Origin of the sequence: Delftia sp. Lp-1 (genome assembly GCF_020523835.1) — a bacterium.
GTDB lineage: Bacteria > Pseudomonadota > Gammaproteobacteria > Burkholderiales > Burkholderiaceae_C > Comamonas > Comamonas acidovorans.
Map to the genome: position 1 here is coordinate 234,941 of NZ_JAJALJ010000003.1, position 17,885 is coordinate 252,825.

17 protein-coding genes and 2 pseudogenes are annotated in these 17,885 nt (G+C 60.8%); 6 read left to right on the plus strand and 13 right to left on the minus strand.

Annotated features, from left to right (window positions below; genetic code table 11):
• Nucleotides 1-77 precede the first annotated feature (77 nt).
• A complete protein-coding gene (locus LGR64_RS22045) occupies nt 78-425 on the plus strand; it encodes a phage holin family protein (RefSeq protein ID WP_012202791.1) in 348 nt (115 codons plus the stop codon).
• On the opposite strand, the gene LGR64_RS22050 is transcribed toward LGR64_RS22045, so the two are convergent.
• Nucleotides 399-2,024 carry a M48 family metalloprotease gene (locus LGR64_RS22050; protein WP_230357012.1) on the minus strand — a complete coding sequence of 542 codons (1,626 nt, stop codon included), beginning with the start codon at nt 2,022-2,024 and terminating at the stop codon, nt 399-401. The genes LGR64_RS22045 and LGR64_RS22050 overlap by 27 nt on opposite strands.
• Before the next feature lie 152 nt (nt 2,025-2,176).
• On the opposite strand from LGR64_RS22050, the gene moaC reads away from it, so the two are divergent.
• Nucleotides 2,177-2,638 carry a cyclic pyranopterin monophosphate synthase MoaC gene (gene moaC, locus LGR64_RS22055; RefSeq protein ID WP_141830862.1) on the plus strand — a complete coding sequence of 154 codons (462 nt, stop codon included), beginning with the start codon at nt 2,177-2,179 and terminating at the stop codon, nt 2,636-2,638.
• Between the two features lie 10 nt (nt 2,639-2,648).
• On the opposite strand, the pseudogene LGR64_RS22060 reads toward moaC, so the two are convergent.
• From LGR64_RS22060 to sucC, 10 genes and pseudogenes are all read right to left on the minus strand, one after another.
• Nucleotides 2,649-2,803 (minus strand): annotated as a pseudogene (locus LGR64_RS22060) (IS5/IS1182 family transposase); the annotation flags it as partial.
• Between the two features lie 23 nt (nt 2,804-2,826).
• A pseudogene (locus tag LGR64_RS28680) lies at nt 2,827-2,934 on the minus strand (IS5/IS1182 family transposase); the annotation flags it as partial.
• Nucleotides 2,935-3,086: 152 nt separating this feature from the next.
• Nucleotides 3,087-4,529 (minus strand): sulfatase-like hydrolase/transferase, encoded by a 1,443-nt coding sequence (locus LGR64_RS22065; RefSeq protein WP_230357014.1) that lies wholly within the window; start codon nt 4,527-4,529, stop codon nt 3,087-3,089.
• A 16-nt stretch (nt 4,530-4,545) separates the two neighbouring features.
• Nucleotides 4,546-5,316 (minus strand): TfpX/TfpZ family type IV pilin accessory protein, encoded by a 771-nt coding sequence (tfpZ, locus tag LGR64_RS22070; protein WP_141830858.1) that lies wholly within the window; start codon nt 5,314-5,316, stop codon nt 4,546-4,548.
• Nucleotides 5,317-5,417: 101 nt separating this feature from the next.
• Nucleotides 5,418-5,999 (minus strand): pilin, encoded by a 582-nt coding sequence (locus tag LGR64_RS22075; RefSeq protein WP_185750896.1) that lies wholly within the window; start codon nt 5,997-5,999, stop codon nt 5,418-5,420.
• 224 nt (nt 6,000-6,223) lie between these two features.
• Nucleotides 6,224-6,934, minus strand: a complete 711-nt coding sequence (locus LGR64_RS22080; protein WP_141830853.1) for an FHA domain-containing protein — start codon at nt 6,932-6,934, stop codon at nt 6,224-6,226.
• 244 nt (nt 6,935-7,178) lie between these two features.
• On the minus strand, nt 7,179-7,961 hold the full coding sequence (locus LGR64_RS22085; protein ID WP_230357017.1) for a PP2C family protein-serine/threonine phosphatase: 783 nt from the start codon (nt 7,959-7,961) through the stop codon (nt 7,179-7,181).
• 292 nt (nt 7,962-8,253) lie between these two features.
• Nucleotides 8,254-8,946 (minus strand): TerC family protein, encoded by a 693-nt coding sequence (locus tag LGR64_RS22090; protein WP_230357019.1) that lies wholly within the window; start codon nt 8,944-8,946, stop codon nt 8,254-8,256.
• Nucleotides 8,947-9,112: 166 nt separating this feature from the next.
• A complete protein-coding gene (sucD, locus tag LGR64_RS22095; protein WP_012202800.1) occupies nt 9,113-10,006 on the minus strand; it encodes a succinate--CoA ligase subunit alpha in 894 nt (297 codons plus the stop codon).
• Between the two features lie 20 nt (nt 10,007-10,026).
• Nucleotides 10,027-11,187: an ADP-forming succinate--CoA ligase subunit beta gene (gene sucC / locus LGR64_RS22100; RefSeq protein ID WP_071954120.1), complete on the minus strand. Its 1,161-nt coding sequence runs from the start codon at nt 11,185-11,187 to the stop codon at nt 10,027-10,029.
• A gap of 436 nt (nt 11,188-11,623) precedes the next feature.
• Here sucC and argC point away from each other — a divergent pair, with 436 nt between their 5' ends.
• From argC to yddG, 3 genes are read left to right on the plus strand one after another with little or no spacing between them, the layout of a single operon-like run.
• Entirely contained in the window at nt 11,624-12,556 is a 933-nt protein-coding gene (gene argC / locus LGR64_RS22105) for an N-acetyl-gamma-glutamyl-phosphate reductase (protein ID WP_034389794.1), read from the plus strand.
• Nucleotides 12,553-14,439 (plus strand): hypothetical protein, encoded by a 1,887-nt coding sequence (locus LGR64_RS22110; protein ID WP_141830849.1) that lies wholly within the window; start codon nt 12,553-12,555, stop codon nt 14,437-14,439. Before argC ends, LGR64_RS22110 begins: the two co-directional genes overlap by 4 nt.
• A 22-nt stretch (nt 14,440-14,461) precedes the next feature.
• On the plus strand, nt 14,462-15,382 hold the full coding sequence (gene yddG / locus LGR64_RS22115; protein WP_012202804.1) for an aromatic amino acid DMT transporter YddG: 921 nt from the start codon (nt 14,462-14,464) through the stop codon (nt 15,380-15,382).
• Here yddG and recX read toward each other — a convergent pair.
• Entirely contained in the window at nt 15,379-15,855 is a 477-nt protein-coding gene (gene recX / locus LGR64_RS22120) for a recombination regulator RecX (protein ID WP_063327512.1), read from the minus strand. The genes yddG and recX overlap by 4 nt on opposite strands.
• Before the next feature lie 202 nt (nt 15,856-16,057).
• Nucleotides 16,058-17,161, minus strand: coding sequence for a recombinase RecA (recA, locus tag LGR64_RS22125; protein ID WP_012202806.1), 1,104 nt, complete (start codon nt 17,159-17,161; stop codon nt 16,058-16,060).
• Between the two features lie 147 nt (nt 17,162-17,308).
• On the opposite strand from recA, the gene LGR64_RS22130 reads away from it, so the two are divergent.
• Nucleotides 17,309-17,809: a MarR family winged helix-turn-helix transcriptional regulator gene (locus LGR64_RS22130; RefSeq protein WP_141830847.1), complete on the plus strand. Its 501-nt coding sequence runs from the start codon at nt 17,309-17,311 to the stop codon at nt 17,807-17,809.
• Nucleotides 17,810-17,885 lie beyond the last annotated feature (76 nt).

A 17,885-nucleotide genomic window follows, 5' to 3' on the forward strand; every position in this document is an offset into this window, starting at 1 on the left:
TTCATGGGGTTCTCCGGTCCACGGTTTCCAGTGCGCCGCCTCAACCCGGATCTGCCGGCTGCTGCTATGCTGCCCGCATGAAAATCCTGATCAAATGGCTGCTCAGCGCCGGTGCCCTGCTGGTCGTGGCCTATCTTTATGGTGGCGTGCAGGTCAACAGCTTCAGCTCGGCCATGATCGCGGCGCTGGTCATCGGCCTGCTCAATGCGGTGCTGCGCCCCATCCTCGTGGTGCTGACGCTGCCCGTGACCATCGTGACGGTCGGGCTGTTTCTCTTCGTGGTCAACGGACTGATGTTCTGGGCAGCCTCGGGCCTGCTCAGCGGCTTTCACGTCGCGGGCTTCTGGGCGGCCATGCTGGGTGCGCTCATCTACTCGCTGCTGGGCCTGGCCATCGAATCACTTCTCGCGCGCCTGTTCCCTTAGCAGCTCCTCCACAGCACGCAGCCGCGTGTCCACGATGGAGGCTTCGATGAAATCCACCTTGGGCCCGCCCTTGCGGGCCAAATCCTGCGCGGCCTTGAAACGGTCGACTGCCGCCGCGTAGTCGTAGTGCGCGACCTGGGCCTCGGCCTCTGCGCGCAGCGCTCGCAGCTCCTGGTCCTGGGCGCGCTGCACCTGGGCCAGCAACTGCCAGGCGCTGGCATCACGCGGGTGGTCCGTCACCCAGGTCTGCAGCGGGCCCGCCATGCTGGCGGCGCCTTGCTCGCGCAGCAGGATCTGGGTGCGCATCAGCAATTCCGGCCTGCGCACGGCGCGGTTTTCGACCACATTGACGGTGGCCAGGCTGGGGCCGCTTTCCGTTGTCTTGGCGGGGATGGATTCCGTGGGATTGGCCTGGGCAGGCGCAGCTGCCGGCAGGTAGAGCGGTGGCAACGCCTGCAACGCGGCGCCGGGCTTGCCGGCCGTCAGCTCCAGTTCGGCCTGCAGCAGCTTGGCCTGCCGCTGGGCGCCGGCATCTGCGGCGGTTGCCTCTTGAAGCCGCCCGGACATTTCCCGAGCTTCGGCCCAATCGCGCAATTGCACGGCGCTCAGCGTGGCGGCATATAGCTGCGCCACCTGCTGGGTTTGGGTTTGGCTGCCAAAGCTGGTGGAGCGCGGCTGCTCGGCCCACTGGCGCAGCACATCCACGCCGGGGCGCGACAGCACGCGGGCCCGTGCGGCCATCATCACGTGTTCCAGGGATGGTGCTGGCGCAGGCGCAACGCCACGCGGCAGGCGCGAATGCATGTCGGCCATGCGCTCTGTGGTCAGCGGATGGCTGCGCAGATAGGGCCAGCTGCCGTTGTCATTCAGGCGGTTGGCCTGCTGCAGCTTGTCGAACATGGTCACAAAGCCCTGCGGCGCAAAGCCCGCAGGCGCCATCAGCCCGTATCCCATGCGGTCTGCCTCGCGCTCCATGTCGCGCGAAAAATTCAACTGGTTCTGCACGGCCAGCGCCTGGCCACCCATCATCATGGCCATGGCGGCATCGGGGCTGCGGCTGGCAGCCAGCGCGCCCAGAATCATCGAGCCGATCATCAGCGGCGTCTGCTTGCCCTGCTGGGCAATGAGTCGCGCGATATGACGCTGCGTGACGTGGCTCAGCTCGTGTGCCAGCACCGACGCCAGCTCGTCGCGTGTGCTGACCACGCCGATCAGGCCCAGGTGAACCCCCAGATAGCCGCCGGGCAGCGCAAAGGCGTTGACCGATCGGTCCCGCCCCAGCAGGATCTCCCAGGCAAAGCGCTCTTCCAGCTCATCCGAAAGCTCGCCGCGCGTGCGTGCCGCATCGACCAGGTGCTGCCAGATGCCTTCCACATATTCCTGCAGTACCGCATCGTCTATGTAGTCCGGATCGCGGTACAGCGAGCGGATGATGCGGTCACCCAGGCGCCGCTCGTCGCTGGTGGTCGTGGCCGCGCCGTCGCCCAGCGTGGGCAGGCGCAACTGGGCCTGTGCGGGGACATGCGTTGCGATGGTGAGAGCGGCCGCCAGCAACTGCAGGCCGACGGCGATATGTGTCTTCAGGCGTGATGGGCGCATGGGCAGGTAAGAACCAAGGGGCCGGGCCCGTGCATTGGCACGGGGCGGTGAAACACCCCACTATGATGCCTCGGTTCGCCGAACGTTCATGGCAGGACTGACCAGCGTGTCAGGACTGCCGTAGGCCGGCCCGTGCATTTTCAGGAGTTGCCATGTCTTCCCTCACCCATTTCGACGCCCAGGGCCAGGCCCACATGGTCGATGTTGGCTCCAAGCCCGCAACCCACCGCATCGCCATCGCCGAAGGCCGCATCGTCATGCAGCCCGCTACCCTTGCCATCATTCAGGGCGGCACCGCCAAGAAGGGTGACGTACTGGGCATTGCGCGCATTGCCGGCATCATGGCGGCCAAGAAGACCAGTGACCTGATTCCGCTGTGCCACCCGTTGGCGTTGACGCGGGTGGCGGTCGACTTTGATTTATTGCCAGATGTATCTGCTGTCCGTTGTGTGGCTACCGTGGAAACGGTGGGGCCTACAGGAGTCGAGATGGAAGCACTCACCGCTGTGCAGGTGGCGCTGCTCACGGTCTATGACATGTGTAAGGCGGTGGATAAGGCGATGGTGATGGAGGGGGTGCGGGTGGTGGAGAAGCGAGGGGGGAAGTCGGGGTAATTAAGAACCGCTAAAACCACCGATTCACGAAGCGCGCACAGATGAGACTGCCGCCGCTAATTTTAGCAGAGCCTCGTGGATGTCCAGCGGCCTCTCGAAACCTATGCGCATCTTGTCAAAACCTGCAAACAAGCCGTGTGTTTTCTCCACCACCCAGCGATGCTTGACTTAGGGAGATCATCTCAGGGAATACCAGCGTGTAGAACATACAGGATGCCATTGAGGGTGGTCTCGTTGCTCACAGCGAAATTGCGTGCACCACCTTTGGCGAAGGGTACGAATGCTGGGAAAAGAGGTTATAGCTGTAGCCACAGAAGGATAGTCTTACCGTGAGGATACGAAACATAACTGCTTAGCGCTGGTCTTTGACTAAAATGTGTTGGCGATTCTGAATTGGATTAATATTTAATCTTAATTGCATTTGTCTCGATTCATCTCTGCAATGGTGTCATTTTACTAGTAAATGAAGCACCGGGACCTTTTGTGTCTCAAATAATGACCTGGATGATTCGTTGTTAAATATTGGAGCATGATCTCCAACAATAACTACTTCTGTGCCAGTTAACGATGGATTTTGGAGGGCCTCCGATAGATTATCGAAGAACTGAGTGTGAAGATTTTGGTAGGTACAAAGCTGGGCTTCATAATCAATTTTAAAGACTGCTTTGCATAGATTCTCTCTGTAGTTATGAGTATCTCGTCGATCATAGGGTGTGTGGGAGTTTAATGTCATCCAATAAAGGAAAACTTTCTCAGTTGAACTGATTTTCTCTACTACTGTGGGAAATAAATATCTGTCACAATATCCTGGGAATGAGTAGCATTGGTATTCCTTTCCAAAAGGAAGTATCTCTTTAAATATCATCTCTTGGAAGCCAAGAACTGGATACCAGTTAACTCTGTCGTACATCGTGCCATGTGCGCCGTGTATCGATATGGTCTTGTATCCTTGTTCTGAAAATTTCTTAGGTCTGCAGGGGCCCAGGTCCGATTCTGCAATCTTGTTCAGGTTGAGCTTTGTCGGGATCTTCCCGCAAAGCTCTCTGAACTCTGCGAATGCGGTGGCACCGACAGCATGTATATTTGTTAGCTTGATAATTTCAAGTTTTTTATTATCCCGTAGTGACTGGATCTGTTGCTCCAGTATTTTTGGATCTGTTGGTAATCCCCAGGATTCTGCAATAATAAACAAAATTTTATCAGGCTGATTTTCTTTCTTTAGCGAATTGTCCACTGTTAGTTCGAATGCTGAAGGAGACTGAATTTGTACATAGTCAACATTATCGTGGCTTCTGAGATTGAATAATTTCCTGTTCAGCTCGAAAAGCTCTTGGATGAAATAAGAGGAGCTTCCAAATATCAGATTTTCCCTGCTTGCCAGAGACGGCTTATTAAAATTTCCTTCTTTGAAAGAAGCTGTAAGCTGGACTGCCGTAAGTGTAACCAAGATAAATAATACCCGTTGCCAACTGACTTTGCGAAGTAAATGCGAAGTTCCTATAAAAATTGTAGAAATTATTAATAGTGCAATGCCTAAGCTAAATATATATGAGGTTTTTGCTTCAAATATAAATCCTGCGATTGTTTTTATCTGAGAATAGTCGAATAAATACAATATAGACGCCATTCCAAGAAATATTTCTTGAAACACAGAAGCTATAAAGATGATGGTCGCAAACCATCTATACCCCATGGAAAATATTAAAAATGAGAGTATTGTTTCGAGATTGAATAAATAGCGCTTATATCCAAAATAAATAGAAGCACATTGAAATGCAATACTCGAAATTGATAGGATTAAGAAAAAAAGTGCCTGGCTTTTCCAGGCGGGTTTTGCAATATTTTTATTGCGCTCCTTGGCCGTGAGTGAAATTAAGAATCTAAGAGGCATAGTTTTAATTTATATCTCAAAATCCATCAATAGGAGCAAATGACATTACTTCAGCGGTCTGGTTGTTAATGAGGGCAATCCACTCATTTGTCTTGAAGCTGGTAACGGGGAGCCAGGATAGGGATTCTTTTGGGAGGCCACTGGCCTTGATTGCCTCATAGATTAAGGTCTCTTTGTCTTTGTGTTTTTCTAATAGCTCTTTGATGGGATGAGCGGCCGATATGATCTTTGAAGCACTTAAGGAAAGTGGTTCCCACCATTCTGGTCTGGATGAGGGAGCGACGCCGTTGAGGGATAGATCAAGGCTTTCCATTAGCTCTTTGTTATCTTTTGCATCACGTATCCCAATTACTATTGGTCCCAACCAGGGAAGCTCGTGCAGTCCACCTTGTTGTGGTCGCAGTTTTTCTTTTTGTATATCTGCGACAGTGATGACTCGAAATCTATCTACTTCAAATACAAGATAGACAGGTCTTGATTGGGCAATGGTGTGCACTCCGTAAGTAAGCGCTGTTAATTGTATTAAGACGATAAATCCCAAGTCTTGTATTAGTTCTTTTCTGGATTTTAAAGGTGAGTAAACTACTGCAGTAAGCAAAGGGCCGCAGATTGTGTCAACCGCTATTACAAGCAGAAATAGGTTTTTCCCACCTACAAGCTCTTGGTAAGGAGGAGGGAACCAGATCAAAAATACTAAGAATGCCGTCAATATGGTGACGATCAAGCTTGCGAGAAAATGTAATGCTGCCGCTTTTGTCTTTGGCATCACATGAACGAACCATCCCATGGAGGAACTCTTCTTTGAATATTAAATTATGAGATGTTGCCTGTTGCAAAGGAAATAAAAAAAAGGAGCGCAAGCGCTCCTTTTTTTATTTTGGCAATGGATTATCGGCACTCTGCGGGGACAAACTTTGCCATCACGCCCTTAGTAGTGTCAGGAGTGAAGGTGCCCATTTTGCGCGCATTGGCAGTTTTGGCTTCAGTGCTGGTGCAAGCCCAGTCGATAGAGCCTGATTCGCTTTTTCCCCAAGCCGTAGCCAGCGATACTGCATCCTTAGAGGATGTATCAACACGCACGCGGGGAAACAGACGCAGTTCAACATTATTATTCAAACCACCGACAGCAGCAGCGATGTATGTGATGAGAATATGTTCGCCGTCAGCACCTGTGGCACCGGATCCTGCCGCAGAAAACTGTACGGACTTGACATACTTGGAGTTCGCACCGGTCTTGTTGGCTTGGTCATTCCAAGATGCTGTGTAGCGTTGATAGTCAGCCACTCCTGCTGAACCATCAGTCGCCAAGCCAGAGCGAGCAGGTTGAGCAAGGCTAAGACCTTCGGTGATGCGCGCACGCACCGTGTAATCCTGATAAGCCGGCAGCGCAACGGCTGCCAAAATGCCGATGATCGCCACAACGATCATCAGTTCGATCAAGGTAAAACCTTGCTGGATGGAACGCTTCATGAACTTCTCCTCATAGGGGGTTGATTGCATGCTCTGTCGAGCAAGAGCCGTGCCAGTCGCGCCTTGAGACCAAGGTTCGCGCTTGTGTATTGTTTGGTTGCAAATTACACGGCTGGTCGACATTCTCTGACAAATCGATCCAATTTTGCGTGACATTTTTGTCAAGGATGATGCGCTTGCCAACGAAGCAACAGCGAACCTTGTCAGTGGATCAAGAGGGTCCCTCACGCCACCAGGAACTGCATCTGCGTACCTGCCAGTTCCACCGTGTCGCCATGTTGCAGCGGCATGGCGCGGCGGCCGATTTCCTGGCCGTTGAGCTTGAGGCTGAGGGCGTCACCTTCCAGCTGGGCGAGCACGAAGCCGTGGTGCTTTTGGGTGATGGAGGCGACGGCCACGCCGGGCTTGCCCAGGGTGGTGACGACTTTGACCAGTGGTACTTCGCGGCCGGCGGCGTTGCCGTTGAGCATGCGGATGGCGGCCTGGCGTGTGGCCAGTCCGGCCATGGAAGGGGGCAGGGTGTGGTCGAAGCCTGAGGGGGTCTGGGTGCTGAACTGCGATGGCAGGTCTTCCGCCAAGGGGGCTGGGCGGGTTGCCTCCACTGCTGCGGCAATGGCCGCCAGTGCCGAGCGCGAGGAGGCGCTGACTTGCTGCTGCACGAAGCGGATCTTGTACTTGCCGATGTCCAGCAGGTCGCCGTGGTTCAGGGTCTGCCGCAGTATGGGCTGGCCGTTGACATAGGTGCCGTTGGTGCTGCGCAGGTCTTCGATGGTGACGGTGCCGTCGACGATGCTGAGAACGGCGTGCTCGCCGCTGACGGCGAGGTTGTCGATCACGATGTCGTTGTAGGGGCGGCGTCCCAGCGTGGTGCGCTCCTTGGCCAGCTGCACTTCCTTGATGACGGCGCCGTCGATGGAGATGACCAGGGTCGGCATGCTCAAAGTTCCTTTGTTATGCCCGGCTTGCACCATCCACTGGGCGATCCGGAGCTGGGGTGTATCCAAATATTATGTCTGCGGCCTGCGCGCGCCGAGGTCTGCCATCGTATTTGATACAGACTATGGATTGTCTTTTCCTGATTGTTGGATTTGCAATCATTTTTAACAATTGGAACCTGCGAGGGCGGTGCAGGCAAGCGCGTCCATCGGTTGGGATCTGCCGTCGATCGCTGTGTGGGGCTCAATCGAGGGAAGTGCTGGCTGCAGGGGGCGGGCTGGCCTGTATCTCGATCAGCGCCGCGCTGATGTTGTCGTTTCCGCCGGCTTCATTGGCGGCGGCGAGCAGCGAGGTCAGCAAGACGGGCAGCGGGCTGGATTGGGTGAACAGGGTGGCGATGGCTTGGTCATCGAGCATGTCGGTGAGGCCGTCGGAGCACAGCAGGATGCGGTCGCCGGGTTGCAGCGGCCACTCATTGAAATCGGGCGTGACGTCCGGCGTGACGCCCAGGGCCTGGGTGAGCAGGTGGCCCAGGCCGGATTGCCGGGCTTCGTGGTCCTGGATGCGGCCTGCGTCGATTTCTTCCTGGAGCCAGGTGTGGTCTCGGGTCAGGCGCAGCAGTTGACCCTCGCGCCAGCCGTAGGCCCGCGAGTCGCCAAGGTGGGCGAGCATCAGCAGACCTGGCAGCAGGGCTGCGGCAATGATGGTGGTGCCCATGCCGCGGCAGCCCGGTGTTTCCCGGGCAGCCGTAAGAATGGCGGCGTTGGCCAGGTTCAAGGCATTGGCCAGTGACTGCTGCAATTCCTGGCGGGCTTGCGGAGTGTTGGCTGCCGGCGCCTCGGTGGCCACGCTTTGCAGTGCCACGGATACCAGGCTGATGGCCATGGCGCTGGCGACTTCGCCGGCGTTGTAGCCGCCCATGCCATCGGCCAGCACCGCAATGGGCCAGGGCTGGGCGCTGGGGTGGATAGTGACCGCATCCTCGTTGTTGTCACGGCGCCGGCCCACATCGGTGCGCGCAACCATGGCGCAGTGTTGCGCAGGGACTGCCTGTCGGCAGGGCTGGTCCGGGGTCTTGGGTGCGCTGGGCATGGTGGCGAAGGGCGGGCGCGGCGGTGTTGCCATCAGTCCCTGTGTGCAGATGCAATGGTGAAGCCGGTGCACAGCGTAAATGAAAACAGTGCCCCCAAGTGCCAAGAATGGGCCGGCGTAGCGGCTCGTCAGCTTGACGCCACATCAAGAACGGATCCTCACAAAGCAAAAACGCACTGCCGAGGCAGTGCGTTGTGGAGGTGGCGAGGGGCCGCCTGCGGCAGTATCAGGCCTGTGCCGCGTGCTTGGCGCCGGAGCGCGACTGCAGGAGCTTGCCAATGCCGACGACCAGCACAGCACCGGCGGCAGCCGCCACATAGTGCAGCCAGGGATGGCTGATGGCGTAGTCGTGCAGCAGGCGGTCGTTGACGATGGTTTCTCCGCCGACCCAGCCGATCAGGGCGGCGCCCAGCGTGATGATGACGGGGAAGCGCTCCATGAGCTTGATCATCAGCGTGGAGCCGAAGATCACCAGCGGGATGCTGATGGCCAGGCCCAGGATCAGCAGGACCATGTTGCCCTGCGCCGTGGCGGCCACGGCAATCACGTTGTCCAGGCTCATCACCAGGTCGGCGATCAGGATGGTGCGGATGGCGACCATCATGCTGCCGTGACCCTTGGATTCGCCTTCATCCTCTTCTTCGCCGGTCAGCAGTTGCAAGCCGATCCACAGCAGCAGGCAGCCGCCCACGATCTGCAGGAAGGACAGCTCCAGCAGCTTGGCCGCGACCACGGTCAGGATGATCCGCAGCACCACGGCGGCGCCGGAGCCGAACATGACGGCCTTCTTTTGCTGTGCGGGGGGCAGCGAGCGTGCTGCGAGGGCGATGACAACGGCGTTGTCGCCAGACAGGATGATGTTGATCCAGACGATCTTCAACAGGCCGATCCAGAAATCGGCGCTTTGCAGGTATTCCATGGTTTCTCCACTGTTATGAGTTGAAAAGCGCCAGGGCGGTGGCCTCTGGCGCTTTTTCTTTTTTGGAGTCGTCAGTGTAGGGCGGACTTGCCGCCTTACCGATTCGTAATTCTGCGTAATTTTTTCCTGGGGCGAACCCCAGGATGTCACGCAGAACCGGTGCCGCTTAGATAAGGCCCTTGAGCAGGCGACCCATTTCGGAAGGATTGCGGGTGATGACGAAACCGCACTCTTCCATGATGGCCAGCTTGGCGTCGGCCGTGTCGGCACCGCCGGAGATCAGCGCGCCGGCGTGGCCCATGCGCTTGCCGGGAGGGGCGGTGACACCAGCGATGAAGCCGACGATCGGCTTCTTCATGTTGTCCTTGCACCAGCGGGCAGCTTCGGCTTCGTCGGGACCGCCGATTTCGCCGATCATGATGACGGCGTCGGTGTCGGGATCGTCGTTGAAGGCCTTCATCACGTCGATGTGCTTGAGACCGTTGATCGGGTCACCGCCGATGCCCACGGCCGACGACTGGCCAATGCCCAGTTCGGTCAGCTGTGCCACGGCTTCATAGGTCAGCGTGCCGGAGCGGCTGACCACGCCGATGCGGCCCTTCTTGTGGATGTGGCCGGGCATGATGCCGATCTTGATCTCGTCGGGCGTGATCAGGCCGGGGCAGTTGGGGCCCAGCAGCAGGGTGCGCTTGCCGCCTGCGGCTTCCTTGGCGCGCATCTTGTTGCGCACTTCCAGCATGTCACGGACGGGGATGCCTTCGGTGATGCAGATGGCCAGGTCCAGGTCGGCTTCCACGGCTTCCCAGATCGCGGCGGCAGCGCCTGCGGGGGGAACGTAGATCACGGAGACCGTGGCGCCCGTGCCTTGCGCGGCTTCCTTGACGGAGGCGTAGATTGGCACGTCGAAGATCTTTTCGCCGGCCTTCTTGGGGTTCACACCGGCCACGAAGCAGTTCTTGCCGTTCGCGTATTCAATGCACTTTTCAGTGTGGAACTGGCCCGTCTTGCCCGTGATGCCTTGGGTGATGACCTTGGTGTCTTTGTTGATGTAGATCGACATGGTGTTTTCTCCGGGCCTGCTTACTTGACGGCTTCGACGATCTTGGTGGCCGCTTCGGCCATCGTGTCGGCGCTGATGATGGGCAGGCCGGACTCGGCCAGCATCTTCTTGCCCAGTTCTTCGTTCGTGCCCTTCATGCGCACGACCAGGGGCACTTGCAGGTTCACGGCCTTGCAGGCAGTGATCACGCCGGTGGCGATGGTGTCGCACTTCATGATGCCGCCGAAGATGTTGACCAGAATGCCTTCGACCTTGGGGTTCTTGAGCATGATCTTGAAGGCTTCGGTGACCTTCTCGGGGGTGGCACCGCCGCCCACGTCCAGGAAGTTGGCCGGCTCGCCGCCGAACAGCTTGATGGTGTCCATGGTGGCCATGGCCAGACCTGCACCGTTGACCAGGCAGCCGATGTTGCCGTCCAGCGAGATGTAGGCCAGATCGAACTTGGAGGCTTCGACTTCAGCGGGATCTTCTTCGTCCAGGTCGCGCAGGGCCACGATTTCGGGCAGGCGGAACAGGGCGTTGGCGTCGAAGTTGAACTTCGCGTCCAGGGCAACCACGTTGCCCTTGCTGTCACGGTTCAGCGGGTTGATCTCGACCAGCGAGGCATCCGTGTCCATGTAGCACTTGTAGAGCTTCTGGCAGATGTCGATGAACTGGGCGGTGGAGTCGGCAGGCATGCCGATGCCCTTGGCCAGTTCTTCGCCCTGGGCCTGTGTCAGGCCGACCAGGGGGTCAACGAAGATGGTGATGATCTTCTCGGGAGTGGAGTGGGCCACTTCCTCGATGTCCATGCCGCCTTCGCTGGAAGCGATGAAGGCCACCTTCTGCGTGCCGCGATCGGTCACGCACGACAGGTAGTATTCCTTCTGGATGTCGGCGCCGTCTTCGATGTACAGGCGGCGGACCTTCTGGCCTTCGGGGCCGGTCTGGTGCGTGACCAGCTGCATGCCCAGGATCTGGCCAGCCAGTGCCTTGACGTCGTCAATGGTCTTGGCGACCTTCACGCCGCCGCCCTTGCCGCGACCACCAGCGTGGATCTGGGCCTTCACGACCCACACGGGGCCGCCGAGCTTCTGGGCGGCCTCGACGGCCTCTTGCACTGTGAACGCAGGGATACCGCGAGGTACAGGCACACCAAACTGACGCAAGATGTCCTTGCCTTGGTATTCATGAATCTTCATGATGTCTCTCTCAAACAAATAGGGGGGGATTGACCCGGTAGCCCTGGGGTGCTGCCTCAAGGCGGAGTGACCTGGCAATCGCCGAATGTACCATGCTGCACTGCGCCATCCGACACGCCCCCATGCGCAGAATCCACAATTTCCTGCGGGCCAAGCAGCATGCCAGGAACTGTGCAATGCATTGATATGTCAGGGAAAAGACGGTTTCCCGACATTTCTTTCAGGCCCCACAGATCTTTTGTCTTATAGAGGATCTGCAGACGGCGCTGCCCGCTGTTTGTAACAGGCGCATGTCAGCGCGCCCTTGATCGCCACTGCCAACCGTTTTGCGACAACGGGCGCAGGGGGACCCGGTTTCGGTGAGAATCCGCAGCTGGAACGCGGCAATGGTGCCGCAGCGGCTCCAGGAGGGCCGCGCAGCAGGAGAAATACAGCGATGGCAAAAGTCTTTATCGATGGCGAAGCAGGCACGACAGGGCTGCAGATCCGTGAGCGTCTGGTCGATCTGTCCGGCGTGGAGCTGGTCAGCATTGCCCCCGAGCTGCGAAAGGATCCTGCCGCCAAGCGTGCGCTGATCGCCGGCGTGGACTTGGTCATCCTGTGCCTGCATGACGATGCCGCGCGCGAGACCGTGGCCATGGTCGATTCCATCGAGGCCGAGACCGGCCGCACCATCAAGATCATCGATGCATCCACGGCCCACCGCGTGGCGCCCGACTGGGTGTATGGCTTCCCGGAGCTGCGTGCCGGCCAGCTTGAGGCGGTCAAGACTGCCAAGCGCGTGTCCAACCCCGGCTGCTATGCGACGGGAGCCATCGCGCTGCTGCACCCGCTGGTTGCCGCGGGCCTCATCCCCGCCGACCATGGCCTGAGCCTGCCCTCGGTGTCCGGCTATTCGGGCGGCGGCCGCAGCATGATCGAAGCCTATGAGGCCGGCACGGCCGCGCCTTACGAGGCCTACGCGCTGGGCCTGACGCACAAGCACATTCCCGAGATCCTGCAATACACCGGCCTGACGCGCCGCCCGGTGTTCATTCCCGCCGTGGGCAATTTCCGCCAGGGCATGCTGGTGCAGCTGCCGCTGCATCTGGACCTGCTGCCGGGCGCGCCCAAGGCGGCCGACCTGCACGATGCGCTGGCCTCCCACTACGCGGCCACCAACACGCCGGAGCAATGGGTGTCGGTGCTGCCGCCCACCGAGGACATGAAGCTGGCCGCCGACACGCTGACCGACACCAACAAGCTGGAGCTGCGCGTGTTCGCCAATGAGCAGTACCGCCAGGCCGTGCTGATCGCCCGTCTGGACAACCTGGGCAAGGGCGCCAGCGGCGCCGCCGTGCAGAACCTGCAGATCATGCTGGGCCTGTGAGCCCGGCCACGCCTCCGTCCGCGTCCCTGCCGGGCCGGCGCAGTCCGGTCTGGGGCCATGTCCTGGCCCTGGCCGTGCTGTGCCTGCTGGTCGTTGTGTTTGCCTGGAAGCTGCGGCCTGCATTGCCGTCTTCATCGCGCCTGCTGCTCAGTCCGCTGCTGGGCAATATGGAAGCCTGTCTGGTGCAGGACGGGCTGCGCGAGGACTTTCCCAAGGAATTTCAGCAGATACCCGCCAGTTGCCTGGGTCCGCAGGGCTCGGCCGCAGAAATGGTGAAAGCCACGCTGCAGCGCCTGGGCCGGCCCCAGGGTGAACTGGACCTGGGCTATACGCTCAGCGTGCCGCTGCTGCGCTATGTGCAGTGGAATGGCCAGGCCTGGGAAGTCCGGGGCGAGGCGCTGGACCGCGTGGTGCGCACGGTGGCGCAGGCGCACCGGCCCGTGGTGCTGTATCTGTTCGCCACGCATTTCGAGGTGCACTCCAAGGCCGAGGAGCGCCTGGCCGCCGATCCCGCCAATCTTGCGTGGACACCCAAGGGGCCGCTGCCGCTGGACAGCTATCTGGGCGCGCGCATCTTCCCGTGGTCGGTCGCGCGGCAGGACAACGAAGTCACGCGCGTGCGCAAATTGGTCGTCGATGCCCTGGCCGAGCGGATGTGCGCCGCAGGCGATGCCGCCATGCACCAGCTGCGCGCCCTCACCGTGCTGGGCGAGACGCACCAGCTGTTCCCGGGGTTCGAGGCCGGCATGGGGTTCGCGGCCGAAGGCTATGCGGTAACCGACTACAGCCCGGCCTCCGTGGCGGGCTTCCATGCATTCCTGCGCCAGCGCTATGGCGACATCGCGCGGCTCAATGCCCATCTGAAGTCCGGCTTTGACAGCTTCGACGCGGTCGAGCCGCCATCGCGCAACATCCGCAGCGAGCCGCTGCAGAACTTCTTCCAGCACATCGACAGCTATGCAGCCGGCACCGTGCCCGTGTCCGGCTGGGTCCACTCGCCCGATGCGAAGCTGCAAAAGCAGTTGGCCGTGGCCGTCTTCGTGGACGGGCATCCTTACTCGCACGCCCCCGTGCACATGCACCGCCAGGACGTGGCACAGGCCAAGCCCGGGTTCCTCACGCCCGATGTGGGCTGGCGTGCCGACATCCGCTATCCGGCGCTGGGCGAGGGCCTGCACCGCATCGACGTGGTACTGCAGGCCGGTGGACGCAGCCTGGGCCTGCTGGCCACGCGCCAGATCGCCGTGATGGACCGCAACCAGGGCGAGCCCAGGCCTCATGCCGCCGAGGCCTTGCCCGACTTCGGCAAGCTGCCGGACGGCGTGGAATTCTGGGTGGACAGCCCGCAGGACCGGCTGGCGCTGTTCTACAACCCGCTGGTCACGGACTGGAACGATTTCCGCGAGCAGCAGGTGGCCGACTACATCCAGGGCTTTTCCGAGCACATCGGCCACGGCTGCCTGGGCCGGGTTCCTCGCTTTGCCCACCAGCTCAACCCCCATGCGAATCCGAGCTGGGATGCCAACCGCTATGCCGTGGAGCGCAGCCTGCAGCGCATGCCGGGGCTGTCCCTGGGCGTCAGCCTGTACGGCGAAGATACCTACGGCCCGCTGGTCGGCCAGATGCTGCGCCGCTATGGCCACACGGCCTATGGCGTGACGGAGTTCCATCCGCTGGTGGCCCTGTCGCCGCAGCGGCTGGAGAAAGTGCTGACCATGCACCGCCGCCAAGGCGCGCGCTTCCTGTCCTTCTTCATGGAAGCCCGGCCCGAGGATGCGACGGGCACGCAGTCCAGCAACGAGTTCTCGTTCGATGCGGACAACACCGCGCATGGCTCGGATGCGCTTTACCACTCGCTGCGCCAGCTGCTGCAACCGCACTGATCTGCCGCGCGCAGCCATCGACGTGTCTTCCCTGCAGAACAACTCCCCTGTGGCCGCCGGCCGGGCCACCGCCATCGGACTGCTGGCCGTGGTGTGCTGGAGCTGCACAGTGGGCCTGATGCGCTCGGTGGCCGAGCCGCTGGGCGCCGTGGGCGGCGCAGCCATGCTCTACACGGTCAGCGCACTGTGCGTGGCCGCCGTCCGCGGCTTGCCCAGGCCCTCGCAGTGGCGGGCCATGCATCCGGCCTACTTCTGGGGCTGCGGCCTGCTGTTTGCGGTCTACGAGATCTGTCTGTCGCTGGCGATTGGCCTGGCGCAGGACCGCGCCCAGGCGCTGGAGCTGGGGCTGATCAATTACCTGTGGCCCAGCCTGACCATCGTTTTGGCCGTGCTGCTGCGCCAGCAGCATGCGCGCTGGTGGCTGTGGCCCGGCGTGCTGCTGTGCCTGTGGGGGCTGACGCGCGTACTGGGCGGCGACTCCCTGCAACTGCGGGGCATGGCGGACCACATGCTGTCCAACCCGCTAGCGTATGGACTGGCTTTTGGCGCTGCCCTGCTGTGGCCCTGCTATTCGCTGGCTGCGCGGCGCTGGGGCGGCGGCCACAATGCCGTAGGCCTTTTCCTGATATGGACCGCGCTGGCATTGTGGATCAAATGGCTGTGGCTGGGCGGTGAAGGCGGCATGCAATGGTCGGGCACCGTGGTGCTGCAATTGCTGGCCGTGGGCGGGCTCACCGCCCTGGGCTACAGCTGCTGGGAGCACGGCATACAGCACGGGCATCTGGCCGTGATGGCTGCCGCCTCGTACTTCACGCCCGTGTTCTCTGCCTTGCTGGCCAGTGCCTGGCTGCAGGTGCAGCCGGGCTGGGGCTTTTGGCAGGGCGTGGTGCTGGTGACCGTGGGGTCGCTGGTGTGCTGGGGTGCGACCCGGCGCGCAGACTAGCCTTCGTCCTCTGCTCCTGCGTCCCAGTCTTCGCTGCGCCCCCGCAGCACCTTGCTCGCAATTTCTCCTCCAAAACCGCGAGCAGCCAGAAAGCGCATCTGCTTGAGTCGTTCCTGCGGTGTGGCCGGTGGTGCGCCGAAGCGCTGGCGCCATACGGCAAGGGCGCGCTGCAGTTCGGTGGCACGCAGTTGCTCTGCGGCGGCGCGCACCAGGCCGTCGTCCAGTCCCTTGTTGCGCAACTCCTGCACCACGCGTGCCGTGCCAAAGCGCGCGGCCTTGCGGTGCAGCACGGACTCGGCCACGCGCTGGGCACTGATGAAGCCGCGCTGCTCCAGCGCGTCGAGCATGGCGCCCAGGTCTTCGCCTTCCTCCACATGGGGGGCGAGCTTGCGTTCCAGCTCCAGCCGTGAATGTTCGCGCTGGCCCAGCAGCTTGAGCGCCCGGCCCTTGAGCGACAGCTTGGCGAATCCCATGCGGCAATGTCTCCTGAATCGTCCCGAATAAAAAAGGCCCCCACGCTCCCCTTGCTGCGCAAGGTCCGCTGCCCCCCAAGGGGGCAGCTTTTTTGCCTTGGGGCGTCCCGGCGATAAAAAAGGCGCAGACGTGAGCCTGCGCCAAGATGGCAAACACAGTGTGTGCAGGCGCGGCAGCGCCTGCAGTGAGGGGTCAGGCCGCTCAGGCTTCGATCACGCCGTCCTTGTCGGCCTTGGCCTTGCCCGCCTTGGCGGCCTTGGCTTCGGGGGCATCGCCACCGGCCGTGGGCAGCAGGGCGATGCCCAGGCTGTCGCGCACCTTGTTCTCGATCTCCACGGCCAGGCCGCTGTTCTCGCGCAGGAATTCGCGGGCGTTGTCGCGGCCCTGGCCGATCTTCTCGCCGTTGTAGGCATACCAGGCGCCCGACTTGTCGAGGATCTTGGCGTTGACACCCATGTCCAGGATTTCACCTTCGCGCGAGATGCCCTCGCCGAAGAGGATGTCGAACTCGGCGGTCTTGAACGGAGGCGAGACCTTGTTCTTGACGACCTTGACCTTGGTCTCGTTGCCGATGGCCTCGTCGCCCTTCTTGATGGTGCCGGTGCGGCGGATGTCCAGGCGGACCGAGGCGTAGAACTTCAGCGCATTGCCGCCCGTGGTGGTTTCGGGGCTGCCGAACATCACGCCGATCTTCATGCGGATCTGGTTGATGAAGATGACCATGCAGTTGGTCTTCTTGATGGTGGCTGTCAGCTTGCGCAGCGCCTGGCTCATCAGGCGGGCCTGCAGGCCGGGCAGCTGGTCGCCCATCTCGCCTTCGATTTCGGCCCGGGGTGTGAGGGCGGCCACCGAGTCCACGACGATCATGTCCACGGCGCCCGAGCGCACCAGGCTGTCCACGATTTCCAGGGCCTGCTCGCCGGTATCGGGCTGGCTGATCAGCACTTCGTTGAGGTTCACGCCCAGCTTCTGAGCGTAGCTGGTGTCCAGTGCGTGCTCGGCGTCGATGAAGGCGCAGGTGCCGCCCTGCTTTTGCATTTCGGCGATGACCTGCAGCGTCAGCGTGGTCTTGCCCGAGGATTCAGGGCCGTAGATCTCGATCACGCGGCCACGGGGCAGGCCGCCCACGCCCAGGGCGATGTCCAGGCCCAGCGAGCCAGTGGAGACGACCTGGATGTCCTGGATGGCTTCGCCTTCACCCAGGCGCATGATCGTGCCCTTGCCGAACTGCTTTTCGATCTGGGCGAGTGCGGCCTGCAGGGCCTTGGCTTTTTCACTGTTGGCGGTGGTGACGGCGGTGTTCATGCGGACTCCTGGGTTGGCTGGGGTTTCAGCTCTGTATTTGCATTCAGGCTGGATGCTTGAACAGTAGTTTATGGGCTTGTTGGTTTGTTTTGTTGGTGTTTTTAGTCAGTTTTCCTGACTTTTTGGATTTGCCTCCACAATGCATCCATGAGTGAGTTTTCCCCCGCCACGCCGCCCGCCGACGCCTGGCGCCAGACCCACCTGGGCCGCCTGCTCGGCCATGCCATGCGGCGGTTCGACGCGCGTGTGCTGCAGCTCATGGCGCGCGATGTGGAGGTGCCGCTGGCGCTGTCCAATCTTGCGGCGCGCGACAAGGTGGGTGCGGCCCACATCCACATCACGCGGCATCTGTCGCTGGCTGGCGACAGGCTCACCGACCTGGCCGAGCGCGCTGGCATGACCAAGCAGTCCATGGGCGACCTGGTGGCCCAGTGCGAGGCCTGGGGCCTGGTCACGCGCGAGAGCGACGAGCGCGATGCGCGCGCACGCCGCATCCGCTTCACGCCTGCGGGCCTGGCATGGCTGCAGGCCTTCCATGACGCCGTGTCCCAGGCCGAGGCAGAGTTCCGCGAGGAAGTCGGCGACGACATCGCCACCGTGGTGGCGCTGGGGCTGGAGGCCTATGCGGGCGGCGGCTCACTCGGGTAAGGTCCCTGCCCGTGGGGCGGGGCGCATCCTAGAATCCTGGGAATCAAAGACGCGCATTTCCAACATCCAGAGCGCG

Excerpts from the sequence above, each read along its gene's own strand:
- LGR64_RS22045 (WP_012202791.1), top strand. The coding sequence starts at position 78 with ATGAAAATCCTGATCAAATGGCTGCTCAGCGCCGGTGCCCTGCTGGTC.
- LGR64_RS22050 (WP_230357012.1), bottom strand. The coding sequence starts at position 2,024 with ATGCGCCCATCACGCCTGAAGACACATATCGCCGTCGGCCTGCAGTTG.
- moaC (WP_141830862.1), top strand. The coding sequence starts at position 2,177 with ATGTCTTCCCTCACCCATTTCGACGCCCAGGGCCAGGCCCACATGGTC.
- LGR64_RS22065 (WP_230357014.1), bottom strand. The coding sequence starts at position 4,529 with ATGCCTCTTAGATTCTTAATTTCACTCACGGCCAAGGAGCGCAATAAA.
- tfpZ (WP_141830858.1), bottom strand. The coding sequence starts at position 5,316 with ATGGGATGGTTCGTTCATGTGATGCCAAAGACAAAAGCGGCAGCATTA.
- LGR64_RS22075 (WP_185750896.1), bottom strand. The coding sequence starts at position 5,999 with ATGAAGCGTTCCATCCAGCAAGGTTTTACCTTGATCGAACTGATGATC.
- LGR64_RS22080 (WP_141830853.1), bottom strand. The coding sequence starts at position 6,934 with ATGCCGACCCTGGTCATCTCCATCGACGGCGCCGTCATCAAGGAAGTG.
- LGR64_RS22085 (WP_230357017.1), bottom strand. The coding sequence starts at position 7,961 with ATGGTTGCGCGCACCGATGTGGGCCGGCGCCGTGACAACAACGAGGAT.
- LGR64_RS22090 (WP_230357019.1), bottom strand. The coding sequence starts at position 8,946 with ATGGAATACCTGCAAAGCGCCGATTTCTGGATCGGCCTGTTGAAGATC.
- sucD (WP_012202800.1), bottom strand. The coding sequence starts at position 10,006 with ATGTCGATCTACATCAACAAAGACACCAAGGTCATCACCCAAGGCATC.
- sucC (WP_071954120.1), bottom strand. The coding sequence starts at position 11,187 with ATGAAGATTCATGAATACCAAGGCAAGGACATCTTGCGTCAGTTTGGT.
- argC (WP_034389794.1), top strand. The coding sequence starts at position 11,624 with ATGGCAAAAGTCTTTATCGATGGCGAAGCAGGCACGACAGGGCTGCAG.
- recX (WP_063327512.1), bottom strand. The coding sequence starts at position 15,855 with ATGGGATTCGCCAAGCTGTCGCTCAAGGGCCGGGCGCTCAAGCTGCTG.
- recA (WP_012202806.1), bottom strand. The coding sequence starts at position 17,161 with ATGAACACCGCCGTCACCACCGCCAACAGTGAAAAAGCCAAGGCCCTG.
- LGR64_RS22130 (WP_141830847.1), top strand. The coding sequence starts at position 17,309 with ATGAGTGAGTTTTCCCCCGCCACGCCGCCCGCCGACGCCTGGCGCCAG.